Below are 15843 nucleotides of genomic sequence, written 5' to 3'. Positions count from 1 at the left end.
CGACGTTGCCTCATTACCCGTAAGGACTCGTCAAGAATGATTGTTGGCAGGTCTCCTGGCTTGTTTCGTTGGCGCTGGTCTTCCCATTCTTTTTAAATTCAGAACAGTGACTAAAAGGTGAGCGACAATGTATTGAAACGTACAGTTGCGGGAACAGCCCCCGAATCGAACGGGATTCCCTATTAAGCCAATCGGCACACACAGAGGCGTACATCAGGCACCAATAACTGGCTCAAAGGTAGAGCAAAAGAATCCGTTTGTCAACTTCTATTTTTAAAATATTCATTCATTTTTCTAAAAATGTAAAGTTAGAGGAGCGTTTGGTTTTTAACAATCCCACTGATTATCAATTAAATGATTTTGTGAAATAATAAGTTGGAACGTGCTTCAATATTCAGGGGGGAAACTGGGTTAATTGTCATTTCTGGCCAATTAGGTACCCCAAAAATAGGGGAGAAGCCGTCCCCTCTAAAGGGGGAAAGGGTCGGGAAAAACCTGTTTTGTTTCCATCGCGTTGATTTCAGCATCTGTACACAGACAAGCTTGCAATTCTTTTTCGATGATATCTTGATTGAGGTCTTGTCCGATAATGACCAACTCGTTTTGGCGGTCTCCAAAGCGCTTGTCCCATCGGGTTTCAATAATAGATTTATTGTCAAGATAAGCCGCGTAGCGAATGCGTTGATTGAATGGCATACTTGCCCACCAGACCCCGGCGCTTTCGGCCCGCAATGAACCACCCGCTTGACTCCAGTTGATGGCTTCGTTGGGGCGGGAGGCAATCCAAAATAACCCTTTGGAACGAATAATGCCCGCGTGCCAATCGTTGGAGAGGTAATGCCAAAAACGCTCTGGATGAAAAGGGCGGCGGTCGCGAAAGACGAACGAACTGATGCCGTATTCAACCGTTTCGGGTGTATGGGTTTTGCCCGTTTTGAGATTTTCTAACTCCTGAATCCACCCCGCTGATTGTTCGGCTTTTTCGTAATCAAAAAGCCCTGTATTTAGAATGTGCGATGTAGATACGTTGCCAAAACTAGATTGAATGATTTTAGCGACTGGATTGAGAGACGAGATAATCGCCTTTAATTCACCTAATTGGGCTTGAGAAACTAAGTCGGTTTTATTAAGAATGATTATGTCGGCAAACTCTATCTGGTCAGTCAAAAGATTTACAATGGTGCGGTGGTCTTGCGGGTCTTCATTGAGGGCTCGTGTATGCAGGGTATCGACCGAACCAAAATCCTTGGCAAAATTTAGGGCGTCGACGACCGTAATCATGCTATCAATTTGGGCAAAACGGGACAAATCAATGCCGTTTTCTTCATCTTTAAACGTGAAAGTCTGCGCGATAGGTACGGGTTCAGAAATTCCTGTCGATTCAATCAATAAGTAATCAAATCGGTTTTCGTTTGCCAATTTTTCCACTTCAACCATCAAGTCTTCGCGTAGAGTGCAACAGATGCAGCCATTTGACATTTCAACGAGTTTTTCTTCAGTTCTGGAAAGGGTACTTTCCCGTTCAACCAGTTGAGCGTCAATGTTTACTTCACTCATATCATTGACAATCACGGCCACTTTTAGCCCTTCTCTGTTGTGTAAAATATGGTTGAGTAGGGTGGTTTTTCCCGCTCCTAGGAAGCCGCTCAGTACCGTAACGGGTAGTTTCTTTTGCTTATTCATACTTTAGATTTTTATTTGCAACAATGTTGCAAATATGGATGGATTAATTTTGTTATGCAACAATGTTGCATAAATTAAGATTTCTACATGTACCAAAATGAAAGGGCGCCGATTTTAGTTGTGGCTCAGAACTGGTTATTTTAATAAGAGGTTTAAAAAAAGAGCGAAATTATTTGGATTGAATCTAAATAGTCTATTCCTTTGTCCATTATTTATAATTAATCTAAATAAATACAATCATTCATTTCACTTTAGAGAAAGAAGGAGAGTGATTGAGAAATGATATAATCCCTCTTGCCATTGCTATGCGTTTACCCATAAACAGCACTCTTATGACACACCAACATCCCTTTAAAACCCTTCTCGAAAAAGAGTACGGATACGTAGGCGTATGTGAAATCTGTAAGGTTTATCACATTGCTTTTAAGAACATTATGTTTTGTTTGAATGAAAGTGAATTTGAGTGGTTTCGGCAATTATTGACCGAAAAAAGAATGATGGAAGCCTATGAAACGCCACACGGTAAAGAGTTGATTCATTATACGCCTTTATCCAATTTTTATCTCCTTTTTTCTCACGACGAAGTGAGTGAATTGCTCACACTTATGAATGAAGTAGCCCTCACGGTAGAGGCGCGAAAAATGCTCAAACATGTCAATTGATGCCTTGAGTGTTTTAGTTATCTAGCTGTAATACAATTTTTTAGGTTGTTGATGCTTTGGCTTCAACGCGGTTTTGTTTTGTCGTACTATACTTTACCTTACTTATTTTTTACCAGTTGTTTTACCAATCAGTCATACCTCTTTTTATAAAATGAACCTTATCTGTATCCCCACTAAAACAATGAAAATCTACTTTTTCCTTGCATTTTTATTCCTATCCAATTGGGCAATGGCCCAACTTGCAACCATCAAAGGCCGCATCACAACGAGCGACGGCAAAGCGGCCGAATTTGTGAACGTAAACCTGAAAGGAGCGGGCAAAGGAACCGTTACCAACCAAGAAGGTGAATACATATTTGAAAAAGTGAAAGCGGGCAATTACGCACTTCAGGTGAGTTTTGTCGGGCTAGAGACCCAAACTCAAAGTGTGGCGGTCACGGCGGGGCAGGTATCAGACGTGAACGTAGTATTGAAAGAAAATCTGCGCCAATTGGAAGAAGTGGTCGTGACGGCTTTTCCCAATAAATACAATGCCGATATGCCTTCGGTTTCGCTTCGGTTAAAGACGCCGTTGATTGAGACGCCCCAAAATATTCAGGTATTGACCAAAGCGTTAATTAACGACCAACAGATTTTTGACATGCTCGAAGGCGTAACCCGCAACGTAAGCGGGGTGACTCGCCTCGAACATTGGGACAACTACGCATTGCTGAACATGCGCGGCTCGCAAATTGCGGCTTTTCGCAACGGCATGAATGTGCAAATGCCTTGGGGACCGCTTGCCGAAGACATGAGCATGGTAGAAAGCATCGAATTTGTGAAAGGTCCAGCGGGTTTTATGATGGCCAATGGCGAGCCTAGTGGGTTTTATAACGTGGTGACGAAAAAGCCGACGGGCATGACCAAAGGAGAAATGACCCTGACGTTGGGAAGTTTTGATACCTACCGCGCCACCGCCGACTTTGATGGCTTGCTGAGCAAAGACGGAAAATTGCAGTACCGCCTCAACGTGATGGGCCAAATGAAAGGCTCGCACCGCGACTATGAATTTAACAATCGCTATTCGGTGGTGCCAGTGATTAAGTACAAAATCAACGATAAAACCTCGTTGACGGCCGAATACACGTATCAATATTCACAGATGTCGATGATCGGCTCGGCTTACGTGTTTTCGCAAAAGCCCTACGAGCACTTGCCCGTAAACTTTACCTTGACGGAGCCTAATTTAGACCCGACCAACATCAATGACCACAGTTTATTATTGATACTGAATCACCAAATTAACAAAGACTGGAAGCTGACGGGGCAATTGGCGTACTATAATTACAACCAAATCGGAACAAGTATGTGGCCCAGTTCAGTAAATAGCGACGGGACAATTCTGCGCGGTATTAGTATCTGGGATGCCTTGGGAATCAATAGAATAGGTCAAGTTTTTGTGAATGGTGACGTCAAAACGGGTGGTGTTACGCATCGTATTCTGGCGGGGCTGGACATGGGGCAGAAAGAATATTTTGCCGATTGGGCGCAGGGCAGTACGTTGAAAGGGGCCGTTCCTTTCAATATCTATAATCCCGTCTACGGAACGGTGTCTGCCGATTCATTGCCAGTATTTGACCGCTCGAAGAGCCTTCGGAGCCGTGGGGTGAATTATGGACAAAGTTATTCGGGCTTATATGTGCAGGATGAGTTGCGTTTTTGGGATGGAAAAATTCGGTTGACCCTCGCGGGAAGATACACCACTGCTAAAGACTATGACCCGTATTCGGGCAGTGTAAAAAGCAGTAAATTTACGCCACGTATAGGTATGAGCGTTTCTTTGAATAAAAGCACTTCTGCCTACGCAATGTACGACCAGGCCTTTATCCCACAGGCAGGGGCGGATGTGAATGGAAAGAGTTTTGACCCCATTACGGGCAATAATACCGAAGCGGGTTTGAAAAAAGAATGGATGGGTGGGCGTTGGAATTCGACGGTTTCGCTGTACCAAATTACCAAAAATAACGTCCTGACCGCCGACCCAAACAACCCCAATTTTTCAATTCAATTGGGGCAAACCAAAACCAAAGGCGTGGAGTTTGATTTGCGCGGCCAACTGCTACAAGGCCTCGATTTGACCCTAAATTATGCCTACACCGACGCAAAAGTGACCAAAGATACCGACGAAAAAAAGGTGGGTGTGGCCGTGGCGGGGGCAACAAAGCATATCACCAACGCGTGGCTTTCGTACCGCGTTAGCAATGGCCACCTGAAAGGTTTGGGCGCTTCGTTGGGCTATCAGTGGCAGGTAGACCGTTCGTCGTGGTACGTATTTGACGGAACGAACCAGGCGCTCCCCAATTATTTCCGCCTCGACGGAGCCGTATCGTGGCAGAGTAACCGCCTGACGGTGGCGCTCAATGTCAACAACTTACTGAATGAGTACCTGTTTTCGGGCGCGCCCTATACGTGGTTGAACGCGTACTATTGGCAAACCGAGCCGCTCCGCAACAGCCGTCTTAGCATTGGTTATAAATTTTAATCAACCATGAAGTTCAAAAAAATCATTGGACTGCTACACCTGTGGCTTGGGTTGGCGTCGGGGCTTGTGGTGTTTATCATCAGCATTACTGGATGTTTGTATGCTTTTCAGGAAGAAATTCTGAATGCGACCGAGTCCTTCCGATACGTTGAGCCGAGGGCTTCTGTTCAGTTATCTCCTTCTGTTTTGAAGGAGATAGCCACCCGACAGTTGCCCCAAAAGCATCTTCATGCCATCATGTATTCGGGCAATGCCAAAGCTGCTCAAGCCATCTTTTTTCACTTCGACCCGTCGTATTATTACATTGTGTACCTCGATCCATATACGGGTAAGGTGTTGAAAGTCAAAGACATGGATGCCGACTTTTTTCGGATAGTGTTGCAGGGGCATTTTTACCTGTGGCTACCTCCCAATATTGGCCAACCCGTAGTGGCGTATTTCACACTGGCCTTTGTGGTGATGCTTATTTCGGGGATTGTGCTATGGTGGCCCAAAAACCGAGCAGCCGCCAAACAACGCGTTTGGTTTCGGTGGAGAGAAGGAATGCAGTGGAAGCGTAAAAACTACGATTTGCACAACATTTTGGGTTTTTATGGGGCTTTTTTTATCCTTATTTTGGCCGCAACGGGCTTGATATGGGGGTTTCAATGGTTTGCGAGTTCGGTCTATACTAGGCTGGGAGGAGATAAATCACTGCTTTTTGAGGAGCCTATTTCCGCCATAACCCAACCCATTTTGCCTTCTTCTCCAGCCCCCGCTATTGATCGAATTTGGCATCAAATGCTACAAGAACACCCCAACTCCAAAACCTTGGAAGTGCACATCCCTGAAACAGATTCCTCTTCTATTGCGGTGAATATCAATGAAGAAGAAGGTACATTTTGGAAAACTGATTACCGCTATTTTGACCAATACACATTGCAGGAGTTGCCCGTAAATCACATTTATGGACGCTTCAAAGACGCGACGTTGGCCGATAAAACCTTTCGTATGAACTACGATATTCACGTGGGGGCCATCGGTGGATTGGCGGGCAAAGTACTCGCTTTTTTTGTCAGCCTGATTGCGGCGAGTTTGCCCATCACGGGATTTTACATTTGGTGGGGCCGCCGTGGAAACGGCCGCCGTATTCAAAGCGACCCAAATAAAGTACTGAACACAACTGGCAGAACAGCAACAAAACCGGTGTTGACCAAATAGGGGGCATGAGAATCGTTTTTATCACCATATTATTAACGCTGATTTATCTCAGTGGGTTGGGACAAACAGCTACCATCAGAGGTAAGGTGTACTCCAGAGAAAACGGCGGCGTAAGCTACGCGGGCATAAAGTTGACCCAAAGCAATAAATCCATCATTGCCGATCACAATGGATTTTTTGTCTTAAAAAACGTACCCTTTGGGCAAGACGAGCTTATTGTTTCATCGGTTGAGATTGAAACCCAAAGCATAAAAGTGAACGTCAATAAGCCACAGATTGACGTATCCATCGTTGTCAAGCCCAAAAATGTTGATTTGAATGAAGTTCTAGTTATTCAGAAATCGGAGAAAAAAGAGATTGAAACCAAGGGATTTGCCGTCAACGTCATCGAAACCAAAGACGTAGCGCAACGCAATTTCCAAACCAATGAGTTGCTAGACCGAACCGTAGGTATCAGAGTGCGTCAAAATGGTGGGCTGGGTTCGGCCGTAAATTATAACCTAAACGGGATGTCGGGCAACTCAGTTCGGGTTTTTATTGACGGCATTTCGATTTCTACTTACGGGGAGTCTTTTAGCCTAAATAGCATTCCGCCCGCGCTTATTGAGCGAATCGAAGTGTACAAGGGCGTTATCCCTGCCCATTTGGCCGACGACGCCCTGGGGGGAGCCATCAATGTTATTCTCAAAAAAGGGGCAATGAACAACCTAACGGCCGCTGTTTCGTATGGGTCATTCAACACCTTCCAAACCAATTTCAACGGTACTTACCGTAACGAAAAAACGGGTTTTACGGTGAGGGCGTCGGCCTTTCACAATTATTCAGACAATGACTACGAGGTATGGGGCAAATTCGTCAGAAATATTCTTCCGAATGGCCGCTACGAGTACGTTAGGGCCCGAAGATTTGATGACGCTTACCGCTCAACGGGGGGGCAATTACAGGCGGGATTTACCAATGTTAAGTGGGCTGACCAGTTTTTGATTGGTTATAATGGCTCAAATGACTATAAAGAAATTCAGCATGGTACGTATATGTCAATTCCTTACAAAGGCCGCACCAGTGAGTCGCAATCCAATGTATTCAGCCTAAATTATGTCAAGAAAAATTTCCTAGTTAAAGGGCTGGAGTTCAACGTAAACGGAATGTACAGCAAACGCGGTCAGGTGGTGAGCGATACGGTCAAGTGGAATTACAATTGGTATGGTCAAATAAGCGTTGGGCTCAACGATGACCCTATTTTGAGGCCAACGGGTGCTCAGCAAGCAGCCCCAACCCTCAATCACATTGACAGAAATGTGAGCACATTCCGAGCGGGTTTTAATTACGACGTTACTCAAAATCATCGTTTTGTGGTGAACCACATCTATTATGCCATTGACCGAAGGGAGCAGGATTTTATGCGTTCGGAAATCGAGAGGGAGTTTATTGGAACCCGAAATCTGGAAAAAAACATCACTTCGGTGGCTTATGAGTTGCAGGCTTTCAAAGCAAAGTTGAAAAACAATCTCTTTTATAAGTACTATCGGCAGGGAATCGACCGCATGGACCCTGTGCTGCGAATGGTGGATGGTCAAAGCACGCGTACTGAAAATCGAACTAATAGCCATAAAACTGCCAAAGGATACGGGATGGCTCTATCGTACGCCATTACGTCCAGATTTACCCTTTTGGCCTCTGCCGAAAAAGCAGTGCGTTTGCCTTCTGAAAATGAGGTATTTGGAAGCCCGGGAGAAAATATCGTAGAAAACTTTGGGATTCGTCCTGAGGTGAGCAATAATCTAAATGTCGGATTGAATGCGGGCAGTTTCTACGCGGGAAAACACAAATATTCGTTCACCGTTTCGGGCTTTATTCGTGACACACGCGACAAAATAACCCAAAGAATCAACCCACGCGTCAACGATGCACTGCAAACCAATCCCTACGAAAACATTGGAAAAAACAAATCCATCGGTTTTGAGTCAGATTTTCGCTATACGTTTGATAATAAGTTGATTGTGGGGGTAAATATGTCAAAATTCAACTCAGTTTTCAATGTTCAATTCGACGAAAACGGGCGAAAATATCCATATTACAACAAGCAGCTTCCCAACGAACCTTACTGGACCGCCAACAGCAATGTTCAGTACACGCTTAAAAACCTGTTCCTGAAAAATTCCGCGTTGAATCTGTATTACAGTTTCCATTTTGTCGAGCGATTTTATACTTCGTGGCTAGAAATTGAAGACTTCCGAACCCCACGCCAGTACATTCAGGACATTGGTTTGAGCTACGTGTTCCCCAATAATAAGTTTGTCATTACCGCCGATGCCAAAAATCTCTTTGATCGTCAGGCGTACGATAACTTTGCTGTTCAGAAACCTGGCCGAGCTTTTTATCTGAAAATCAACTATTTAATCAATCAATTTTAATAAACAATCCATATCAAAATCAAATGAAAACTCAGTTAACAAATTTTTTCCGCTATACCACAGTTATTACGGCATTTACCTTGGCGAGTTGTGATAAATCGGATTCGGCCGATGATGTTGACCCCGTAACCAACCAAAGCCGATGGATAACGGTGGCGGGTGCCTTGATGGGAACCACCGCAGGCGATGGAAACGGCGGCACGGTCGTGTATTCGGTGAGTAAAGAAGATGCAAGAAACCCGAATGTATCAATAAGCGTTTATGATCAAGGTTTTCCCGTAAAATCTACCAGAACTGCTCGTTTGCAATCATCGGAAGATGGAAATACGCTTTTCAATATTGCTTATTCGGGAGATAATGGAGGAGAATTTGCCCGCTACAAAGTAGGTGGAGCAGGAAGTTTTGTACAGGAAGACGTTACGGTAAATATTTCTCAATATGCTACCACAACGCCCCGGTGGTCAAAACTGATGGATGGAGATAAAACGGGGGTTGCATTAAATATTGCAAACATTGCCGCCAACAACGCTACCGATAAAACCAAGCCGTTTCAATATTATCGAGGTACAGCCACTGTGCTATCACTTGACCTGCAAAAAGTGTTAATAAATGGGTATAAACAATATCAAGTGCCTTTATCGGCCGAAGAAGAATTAAAAGGTCACTGCTTTTTTCGTTTCGATGCTCCAGTACTCAACAAAGCACAAAACAAACTCATTCTCGGCACATGGATGCGTAAGTACAACCCTGCCACTGGACTTACCGAAAGTACTTTCGACCGCTTAGGAACCAAATCGGTTATTGTGGATTATCCGTCACTCGAAAATCCGAAAGTCATTACTTCAACGGTAAGTTTTGGCGACAACAGCGGCTACCGTAGTCCTAATTCTTTTGTGGCAGAAGATGGCAATATCTACCAAGCTACTCAGCGTGACAGCAAAGGTTCGCACATCCTCAAAATCAATACCAACAACGAGTACGACAACTCGTACATCTTTAGTTTAGATGCCGCGCTGGGCGTTAAAAACGCATACGTTGACAGTTGGAGGTATGCGGGCGACGGTATCGCTTATGCGCTTTACACCCACGATGGCACCGAGCAGGGCTACATCGCTCGCTTGGACTTGAATGCCAAGACGGCCACCAAAGTAAACATTGAATACGATGCTGATTTGAATTTTGGACAATACCAGGGTATTTTGGTGAGCGGTGATGAAGTTTTTGTGGCCGTTACGCCCGTTGGCAAAGACGGAAACATCTACATCTTCAACAAAAAAACGGGAGCGGTGACAAAAGGGGCAAAGCTTGTCAACAAAGCAGGTAATCACTACATCGGTATCTTCTGATTAAACCGTTCAGATAGTTTACCAAGGTGGTCTTAAACTTATTTGGAATAATTATAAATAGATACTACATTTGTCGGTCACCTGAGTCCAAATGAAAAGCTTTTTAGCGTTTAATTCATCACTAAATATACACAATGAAAAGTCTCTTTTTTTTAGTTATCACCCTGTTCCTACTTGCCGGAAACGTCCCCTCAGGGGCCAATAATCCGCTTTTTGCCGACGAAAGTCGTGCTTATGCTTTGCCAACACTCGCCAAAAATAACAAAGGTGAGGCGGTGCTTTACTGGACCGAGAAAGACGATAAAAACGTGGTTTATCTTTACTTATCGGTGTCCAAAGACGGTGGAAAAACGTTTTCTGACAAGAAATTGATTTTTGCCGATGCTGGTTTGGGTAATGGCCGATTGGCGCGTCCAAAATTGTTATTCAAAAAAGATGGAACGATGGCGGCGGTTTTTTCTTTCCGTTCGGGTGGAGCTACACCGTCTAGAGAGCAAAAACCCGCTCCTACGGCGCACGAAGGCAGCCACGCAAACCATGATAAACCCGCGACGGCTCCTGCAAACGGCGGCCGACCTAAGAGAGAGTCGCAAATTAGATACACTGTTTCAAATGATGGAGGAAATACTTGGACAGTGCCAGTTTCGGTCGACAGTGACCCAACGCCTTTGGTGAGAGGTTTTTTTGATGCAGTGGTGTTGCCGAATGACGAAATTGCGGTGGCTTATCTGAAAGATGTAAAAAACAGTACCAAACACGAAGAGCGAGATTTGCGGATGGTGATTACAAAAAATGGCGTTTTTCAGGAAGAAAAACTCATTGACCCCGTGGTGTGCGATTGCTGCAATATCAGCCTGTTGGTAGATTCAAAAGGCATTCTGAACGTTTATTACCGTGACAATAACAACGATATTCGGGACATTGCCAAAATGACCTCAGCCGATAATGGCGCTACTTTTTCAAAATCGCAAATTCTTTTCAATGACCAATGGCAACTGAAAGGTTGCCCGCACAGCGGAGCGAGTTCCAGTGTTTTTGGCGAAAGTGCCCTGATTTCTTGGTTTTCGGGGACCGCCACCAATTCGTCTGGTTTGCGCGTGGTGACCAACGAAGGGAAGCGCCTGTTTGTTTTAGATAACCCGACGGCCAAAAATTCGTACCTCGTGACCGCCCCTAATGCATCGGTGGTGGTATGGGAACAGGTCAAAGAAAAAAGTGAAGAAGGGGTTACGTTGATTGGACTTCGGAAAATAAGCCCTAACAATGTTTCTGAAACACGTTGGGTTGAAAACTCCGAAAACGGAACCAATGCCAGCGTTTTGGTGACCGACAATGAGGCCATTGTTGCTTATGAAGTGAAGCAGGCCAACAAATTGAATACAATTAAAGTTAGCACCGTTCGCCTTTAGGATTTCTTCAATCGGCCCAGTGAATTGGTGTTTCTGCCAGTTCACTGGGTTTTTTGTATTTAAACTTTTGGATACATAGCGTATATGGGTAAGAGTTTGGTCAAAAAATATCCATAGGATGATGGTTGACTAAAGCAGTAAGAGGCTGTTCTTTTGTAAGCAAACAGGAGAAAATTATATGTTTAAACATAGTAAAGTGAATGGTTATCAGATTATTAGTAATTAATAGGGGTAAAATAGAAGATTGTAGCCAATTTGGAAGGGGGTAAAGAAAAATTAAAAAAAATATTGATATAATTATACTTTTCGAGTTGTTTTTTCTTAAATTTGCTTAAACTCAAACCCCAAAATAATGACCGCAATAAACGAGTTTATCGATTCTGAAAAGGTACATCAGCTTGTATTAGAACGGTTTGAAGTAAAACCTTCGAATCACCCTGGTATGGTGGCGGGAGAGCTGCACCAAACGATGGATATGGATCCCGAATTAATGGAACTCATTCAGGATTTGTATACTAATTCAGAGGGCTTTCCATTTGAAAAGATGTATAAGTTTTCGCTTGAAGAAATTTTGACGTATCTACAGGCAACGCATCGGTATTATCTTACCAAAAAGCTGCCCGAAATCGAACAGTCGTTGGTGGATATTTTCAGTAAGTACAGTGAGAGTTATCAATTATTGGCGAGTTTGGCCTACTTTTTTAATAATTATAAAGCAAAATTGATTGACCATATTCGCTTTGAAGAGAAAGATTTGTTTCCGTACATTCAACTGTTAATCAAGGCATCTAAGGGAGTACAAAACACGCTGAAATTGGCCTCAAATCCCGACTTCAGTATTTGTGGTTTTAAGGAAGCGCACGCCTGCATTGAAGATGAATTGGAACAGGTAAGTACCCTGATCAAGCGCTATTCGGGCAATCAGGCGCTGCCGTTGCCGTATAAAATTTTTCTCAATCAGGTTGAGTTGTTTGAGATGGAACTGCGCAAACACGCTATCATAGAAGACCACGTCTTGGTGCCGATGGCGTTGGAATTGGAGCGAAATTTGAATTGATTTTTTTCAATAAGGGGCGATGGGTGCTATCAAACTTTTCATTGGCAAAGTTGAAGGCTTTGCCAATGAAAAGTAATCATTACGAATAAGATTCCTGTTCTACTATCCTACGTATTCTGCCAGCTGCCTCCACCATATTTTTGAGAGCGGCTTCGGTTTCGGGCCATTTACGGGTTTTTAGGCCGCAGTCAGGGTTGACCCACAAGTTTGAGGCGGGGAGTACCGTCAATGCCTTTTTCAACAATCCAACCATTTCTTCCACCGTGGGCACGCGGGGGCTGTGAATGTCGTACACGCCAGGCCCGATTTCGTTGGGATAATTAAAACCAGCAAAGTCATCCAATAGCTCCATCTGCGAGCGGGATGTTTCAATCGTGATTACGTCGGCATCCATGGCCGCAATATTTTCAATAATATCACTGAATTCCGAATAACACATGTGCGTGTGAATCTGGGTTTCGTCCCGCACTGCCGCCGCCGACAAACGAAACGCTTGTACGGCGTGGTCGAGATAGGCTCTGCGGTCACTTTTGCGCAGTGGTAATCCCTCTCGGATGGCGGCTTCGTCGATTTGAATGATTTTGATGCCCGCTCTTTCCAAATCAGCTACTTCGTCCCGAATGGCCAGCGCTAGCTGCATCATGGTATCGCTGCGGGGCTGGTCATCGCGTACAAACGACCACTGTAATATCGTAATCGGGCCTGTCAGCATACCTTTCATGTATTTTTGGGTAAGCGACTGCGCGTAGACCGTCCAACGAACCGTCATGGGTTGTGGGCGTTCAATGTCGCCGTAAAGAATCGGTGGTTTTACGCAGCGTGAGCCGTAGCTCTGTACCCAGCCGTTTTGGGTAAAAACATAGCCTTCGAGTTGTTCTCCGAAATATTCTACCATATCGTTGCGTTCAAACTCACCGTGAACCAAAACGTCCAATCCTAGTTCTTCCTGCCACTTTACCGCTTTTTGAATGTGTTGTTCAATAGCTGCTTCGTATTGTTTAGGTGACAGTTCTCCTTTTTTATACTTTGCACGAAGTTGACGCACATCTTCCGTTTGCGGAAAAGACCCAATGGTGGTTGTCGGAAAAAGTGGAAGATTCAGCAGGGACTTTTGTTTGTTTTGTCGTACCTCAAAAGGGCTTTTGCGCTGGGTATCTTTCTCTTTAAGCTCCGCCACCCGTTTTTTGACGTGTTGTTTATGAATCAATGGCGAAGTTCTACGGCTCATAATCGCGGCTTGATTTTCTATCAATGCATTCACGTTGTCATTTACAGCAATGTCGTATAAATCAGTTATTTCTTGCAATTTTTGTTTGGCAAAGGCCAGCCAGTTTTTGATTTCGTGAGGCAGGCCTTTTTCCGATGCTAAGTCTGACGGGCAATGCAGTAACGAACAAGAAGGGGCAATCATGACCCGGTCTGGTCCCAGTTTAGCTATGGCTTTTTGGATGAATGGCAACGACCTAGCATAATCATTTTTCCAAATATTGCGCCCGTCGATGATTCCTAGCGACAGCGACATGGGCTCTTTCAGGGCAATCAATAGGTCGTCAAATTGGCTTGGAAAGCGAACCAAATCAACGTGTAATGCACAGACGGATAGATGAGAAGCGGTCAGGATGTTGTCTCGTAAGCCGTCAAAATAAGTGGTTAGCAGCGTTTTAAGGTTTGGGAAGTGGGTACGAATGGTTCCATAGGCCAATCGTAATGCATCTTTTTCTTTGTACGTCAAATCCAACGCCAGACAAGGCTCGTCAAACTGAACCCACTCGGCACCAGCGGCGTGGAGCCGTTCGAGTATTTGACAATAAACGGGGAGCAGGTGGGGGAGCAGGTCTAACCGATGAAAGCCTTCCTCTTTTTCTTTACCCACCAACAGATACGAAACGGGTCCTAACAAAACGGGCTTGGTCAAAATACCTAATCGCAAGGCCTCCTCAAATTCATTGAAAATCTTGTTAGATGCGAGACGAAAGGATTGATTTTTGGTAAATTCTGGAACGATGTAGTGATAATTGGTATCAAACCATTTGGTCATTTCCATGGCTTTGATGTCGAGTCCATCTTTTTGGTAGCCGCGTGCCATGGCAAAATACATGTCGAGGGCGTTGTTTTGGGGATGAGCCGATAAGACGGCCTGATAGCGCTCGGGCACTGCGTCGAGTGTAAGGCTCAGATCCAGCACATGGTCGTACAACGAAAAATCGTTGGAAGGAATCAAATCGATACCCGCCGTTCGTTGCAGTTCCCAATGCTGACGGCGCAGGGATGCGCCCACACCCAGCAATTCCTGTTGGGAGATTTTGCCTGTCCAGTAGGATTCACAGGCTTTTTTGAGCTCGCGCTGGCTACCAATGCGGGGGTAGCCAAGGTTGTTTTTTAGCATTTGCTTAAAAGGAGTTGATTGAAACAATAAATTGTTGGTAACTTATTGTCCTTTCCTTTTGCTTGACTACTGCTTTAAGCCGTGAAAGCATGGGTCAAAACGTTTGGGGGCGAGTGTCTCGGCTCGCAGCGCTTTTGGGCGTTGCTTACGGTTGCACGTCAGCTCGTGATTTACACACGATTCCTTTTTAATTCTGACACTTTAAAAAGTAAGTCAGAAACCTCCAAACGGCAATTATAATGAAAGAACTTTGGCAAAAATAAGGGAAGAAAATAATCGAAGATATAAAAACTGATTATGTAAATAAAAATAGATAAAAAGTCTATATAAATGTATAAAATTAAACTTTAAACGTTTAAATTTTCACAAAAAATATATTTTTTATCTTTTAAAATTTACCAAAAAGCCCTTTCTTCAAGGGTAAAAATTGTAAGTCTATGCTTATCTAAAGATTAAGAGTAGAATCATTGGTTGCATTGACTTCGGTATGTATATTTCATTCACAACGTTGGGGTTTACAGACGTTTTTATTTACCGCGCTTTGCCATGAAATTATCGAAAAGGAATGGGTTTAGAATTGTTTGGTTTAGCCTTGTTGGTACGTTCATGATTTGGAACTGGCTTTCGTACCAAACCCGAAACCTACCCGCCAACACGCTTATTTCCACTACGTAGACAACCAAGCGCTATGTGCTGGCGGGGCATTCGCAGGGGGGCAAAATGGCGGCCCAATTTGCGCATGAAAATAAAAATGTACTCGCAGGGTTAATCTTGATGGGGACCTCGCATCCGCGCGACATTGACCTGTCTTCGTTTACATTGTCAGTTGTAAAACTCTACGCCAACAATGACGGTTTGGCGAGTCTGCCCGAAGTTTTTGAGAACAAAGGGAGGTTGCCTTCCCACGCACAATGGGTGGAAATCAAGGGGGGAAACCACGCTCAATTTGGTTATTACGGTTCACAATTGGGCGACGACAACGCCACAATTACTCGTGAAGTACAACAATCCCTTGTTAATCAAACAGTTATTGGTTTTTTAAAGGCTATTGAGAACCAGTAACTCATTGAGTTTGAATTGAAGATTTCTTTCTATATTGTTTGTAATTAATCTAAATAAAGGTAAATTTGTGGCATAGATGCACCCGCTATTCTTATTTATAGAT

General features: G+C 44.1%; 11 protein-coding genes and 2 riboswitches. Of the genes, 9 read left to right on the top strand and 2 right to left on the bottom strand.

Features of this window, described 5'->3' with window-relative positions; all coding sequences use genetic code 11:
* Window positions 1-27 precede the first annotated feature (27 nt).
* Window positions 28-240, bottom strand: a riboswitch (cobalamin riboswitch).
* Window positions 241-468: 228 nt separating this feature from the next.
* Window positions 469-1683, bottom strand: coding sequence for a GTP-binding protein (locus GVN20_RS25950; protein ID WP_166561135.1), 1215 nt, complete (start codon window positions 1681-1683; stop codon window positions 469-471).
* A 332-nt stretch (window positions 1684-2015) separates the two neighbouring features.
* On the opposite strand from GVN20_RS25950, the gene GVN20_RS25945 reads away from it, so the two are divergent.
* The 7 genes from GVN20_RS25945 to GVN20_RS25915 all read left to right on the top strand — a co-directional run bounded on the left by GVN20_RS25945 (window position 2016) and on the right by GVN20_RS25915 (window position 12292).
* A complete protein-coding gene (locus GVN20_RS25945) occupies window positions 2016-2345 on the top strand; it encodes a DUF6686 family protein (protein ID WP_166561134.1) in 330 nt (109 codons plus the stop codon).
* Between the two features lie 181 nt (window positions 2346-2526).
* Window positions 2527-4866: a TonB-dependent receptor gene (locus GVN20_RS25940; RefSeq protein WP_166561133.1), complete on the top strand. Its 2340-nt coding sequence runs from the start codon at window positions 2527-2529 to the stop codon at window positions 4864-4866.
* Window positions 4867-4872: 6 nt separating this feature from the next.
* The gene (locus tag GVN20_RS25935) at window positions 4873-6066 is read left to right on the top strand and encodes a PepSY domain-containing protein (RefSeq protein WP_166561132.1); all 1194 of its coding nucleotides are present in this window, start codon (window positions 4873-4875) and stop codon (window positions 6064-6066) included.
* A gap of 5 nt (window positions 6067-6071) precedes the next feature.
* Window positions 6072-8480, top strand: a complete 2409-nt coding sequence (locus GVN20_RS25930) for a TonB-dependent receptor (RefSeq protein ID WP_166561131.1) — start codon at window positions 6072-6074, stop codon at window positions 8478-8480.
* 23 nt (window positions 8481-8503) lie between these two features.
* The gene (locus tag GVN20_RS25925) at window positions 8504-9826 is read left to right on the top strand and encodes a hypothetical protein (RefSeq protein WP_166561130.1); all 1323 of its coding nucleotides are present in this window, start codon (window positions 8504-8506) and stop codon (window positions 9824-9826) included.
* 134 nt (window positions 9827-9960) lie between these two features.
* Window positions 9961-11235: a sialidase family protein gene (locus tag GVN20_RS25920; protein ID WP_166561129.1), complete on the top strand. Its 1275-nt coding sequence runs from the start codon at window positions 9961-9963 to the stop codon at window positions 11233-11235.
* Between the two features lie 352 nt (window positions 11236-11587).
* Window positions 11588-12292, top strand: coding sequence for a hemerythrin domain-containing protein (locus tag GVN20_RS25915; protein WP_166561128.1), 705 nt, complete (start codon window positions 11588-11590; stop codon window positions 12290-12292).
* Between the two features lie 79 nt (window positions 12293-12371).
* Here GVN20_RS25915 and metE read toward each other — a convergent pair whose 3' ends face one another.
* A complete protein-coding gene (gene metE / locus GVN20_RS25910) occupies window positions 12372-14678 on the bottom strand; it encodes a 5-methyltetrahydropteroyltriglutamate--homocysteine S-methyltransferase (protein WP_166561127.1) in 2307 nt (768 codons plus the stop codon).
* Window positions 14679-14768: 90 nt separating this feature from the next.
* Window positions 14769-14918, bottom strand: a riboswitch (cobalamin riboswitch).
* A gap of 306 nt (window positions 14919-15224) precedes the next feature.
* Between metE and GVN20_RS29960 the strand changes: the two genes are divergently transcribed.
* Entirely contained in the window at window positions 15225-15353 is a 129-nt protein-coding gene (locus GVN20_RS29960; protein ID WP_255455466.1) for a hypothetical protein, read from the top strand.
* A 15-nt stretch (window positions 15354-15368) separates the two neighbouring features.
* Window positions 15369-15740: an alpha/beta hydrolase gene (locus tag GVN20_RS25905; RefSeq protein WP_166561126.1), complete on the top strand. Its 372-nt coding sequence runs from the start codon at window positions 15369-15371 to the stop codon at window positions 15738-15740.
* Window positions 15741-15843 lie beyond the last annotated feature (103 nt).

It is taken from the genome of Runella sp. CRIBMP, assembly GCF_009905605.1.
Lineage (GTDB): Bacteria > Bacteroidota > Bacteroidia > Cytophagales > Spirosomataceae > Runella.
The sequence above is the reverse complement of the archived record's forward strand: the minus strand, read 5'-3'. Positions and strand labels throughout refer to the sequence as shown.

Bases quoted from the DNA above. Each gene is read 5' to 3' on its own strand.
- GVN20_RS25950 (WP_166561135.1), bottom strand. From the start codon at position 1,683: ATGAATAAGCAAAAGAAACTACCCGTTACGGTACTGAGCGGCTTCCTA.
- GVN20_RS25945 (WP_166561134.1), top strand. From the start codon at position 2,016: ATGACACACCAACATCCCTTTAAAACCCTTCTCGAAAAAGAGTACGGA.
- GVN20_RS25940 (WP_166561133.1), top strand. From the start codon at position 2,527: ATGAAAATCTACTTTTTCCTTGCATTTTTATTCCTATCCAATTGGGCA.
- GVN20_RS25935 (WP_166561132.1), top strand. From the start codon at position 4,873: ATGAAGTTCAAAAAAATCATTGGACTGCTACACCTGTGGCTTGGGTTG.
- GVN20_RS25930 (WP_166561131.1), top strand. From the start codon at position 6,072: ATGAGAATCGTTTTTATCACCATATTATTAACGCTGATTTATCTCAGT.
- GVN20_RS25925 (WP_166561130.1), top strand. From the start codon at position 8,504: ATGAAAACTCAGTTAACAAATTTTTTCCGCTATACCACAGTTATTACG.
- GVN20_RS25920 (WP_166561129.1), top strand. From the start codon at position 9,961: ATGAAAAGTCTCTTTTTTTTAGTTATCACCCTGTTCCTACTTGCCGGA.
- GVN20_RS25915 (WP_166561128.1), top strand. From the start codon at position 11,588: ATGACCGCAATAAACGAGTTTATCGATTCTGAAAAGGTACATCAGCTT.
- metE (WP_166561127.1), bottom strand. From the start codon at position 14,678: ATGCTAAAAAACAACCTTGGCTACCCCCGCATTGGTAGCCAGCGCGAG.
- GVN20_RS29960 (WP_255455466.1), top strand. From the start codon at position 15,225: ATGAAATTATCGAAAAGGAATGGGTTTAGAATTGTTTGGTTTAGCCTT.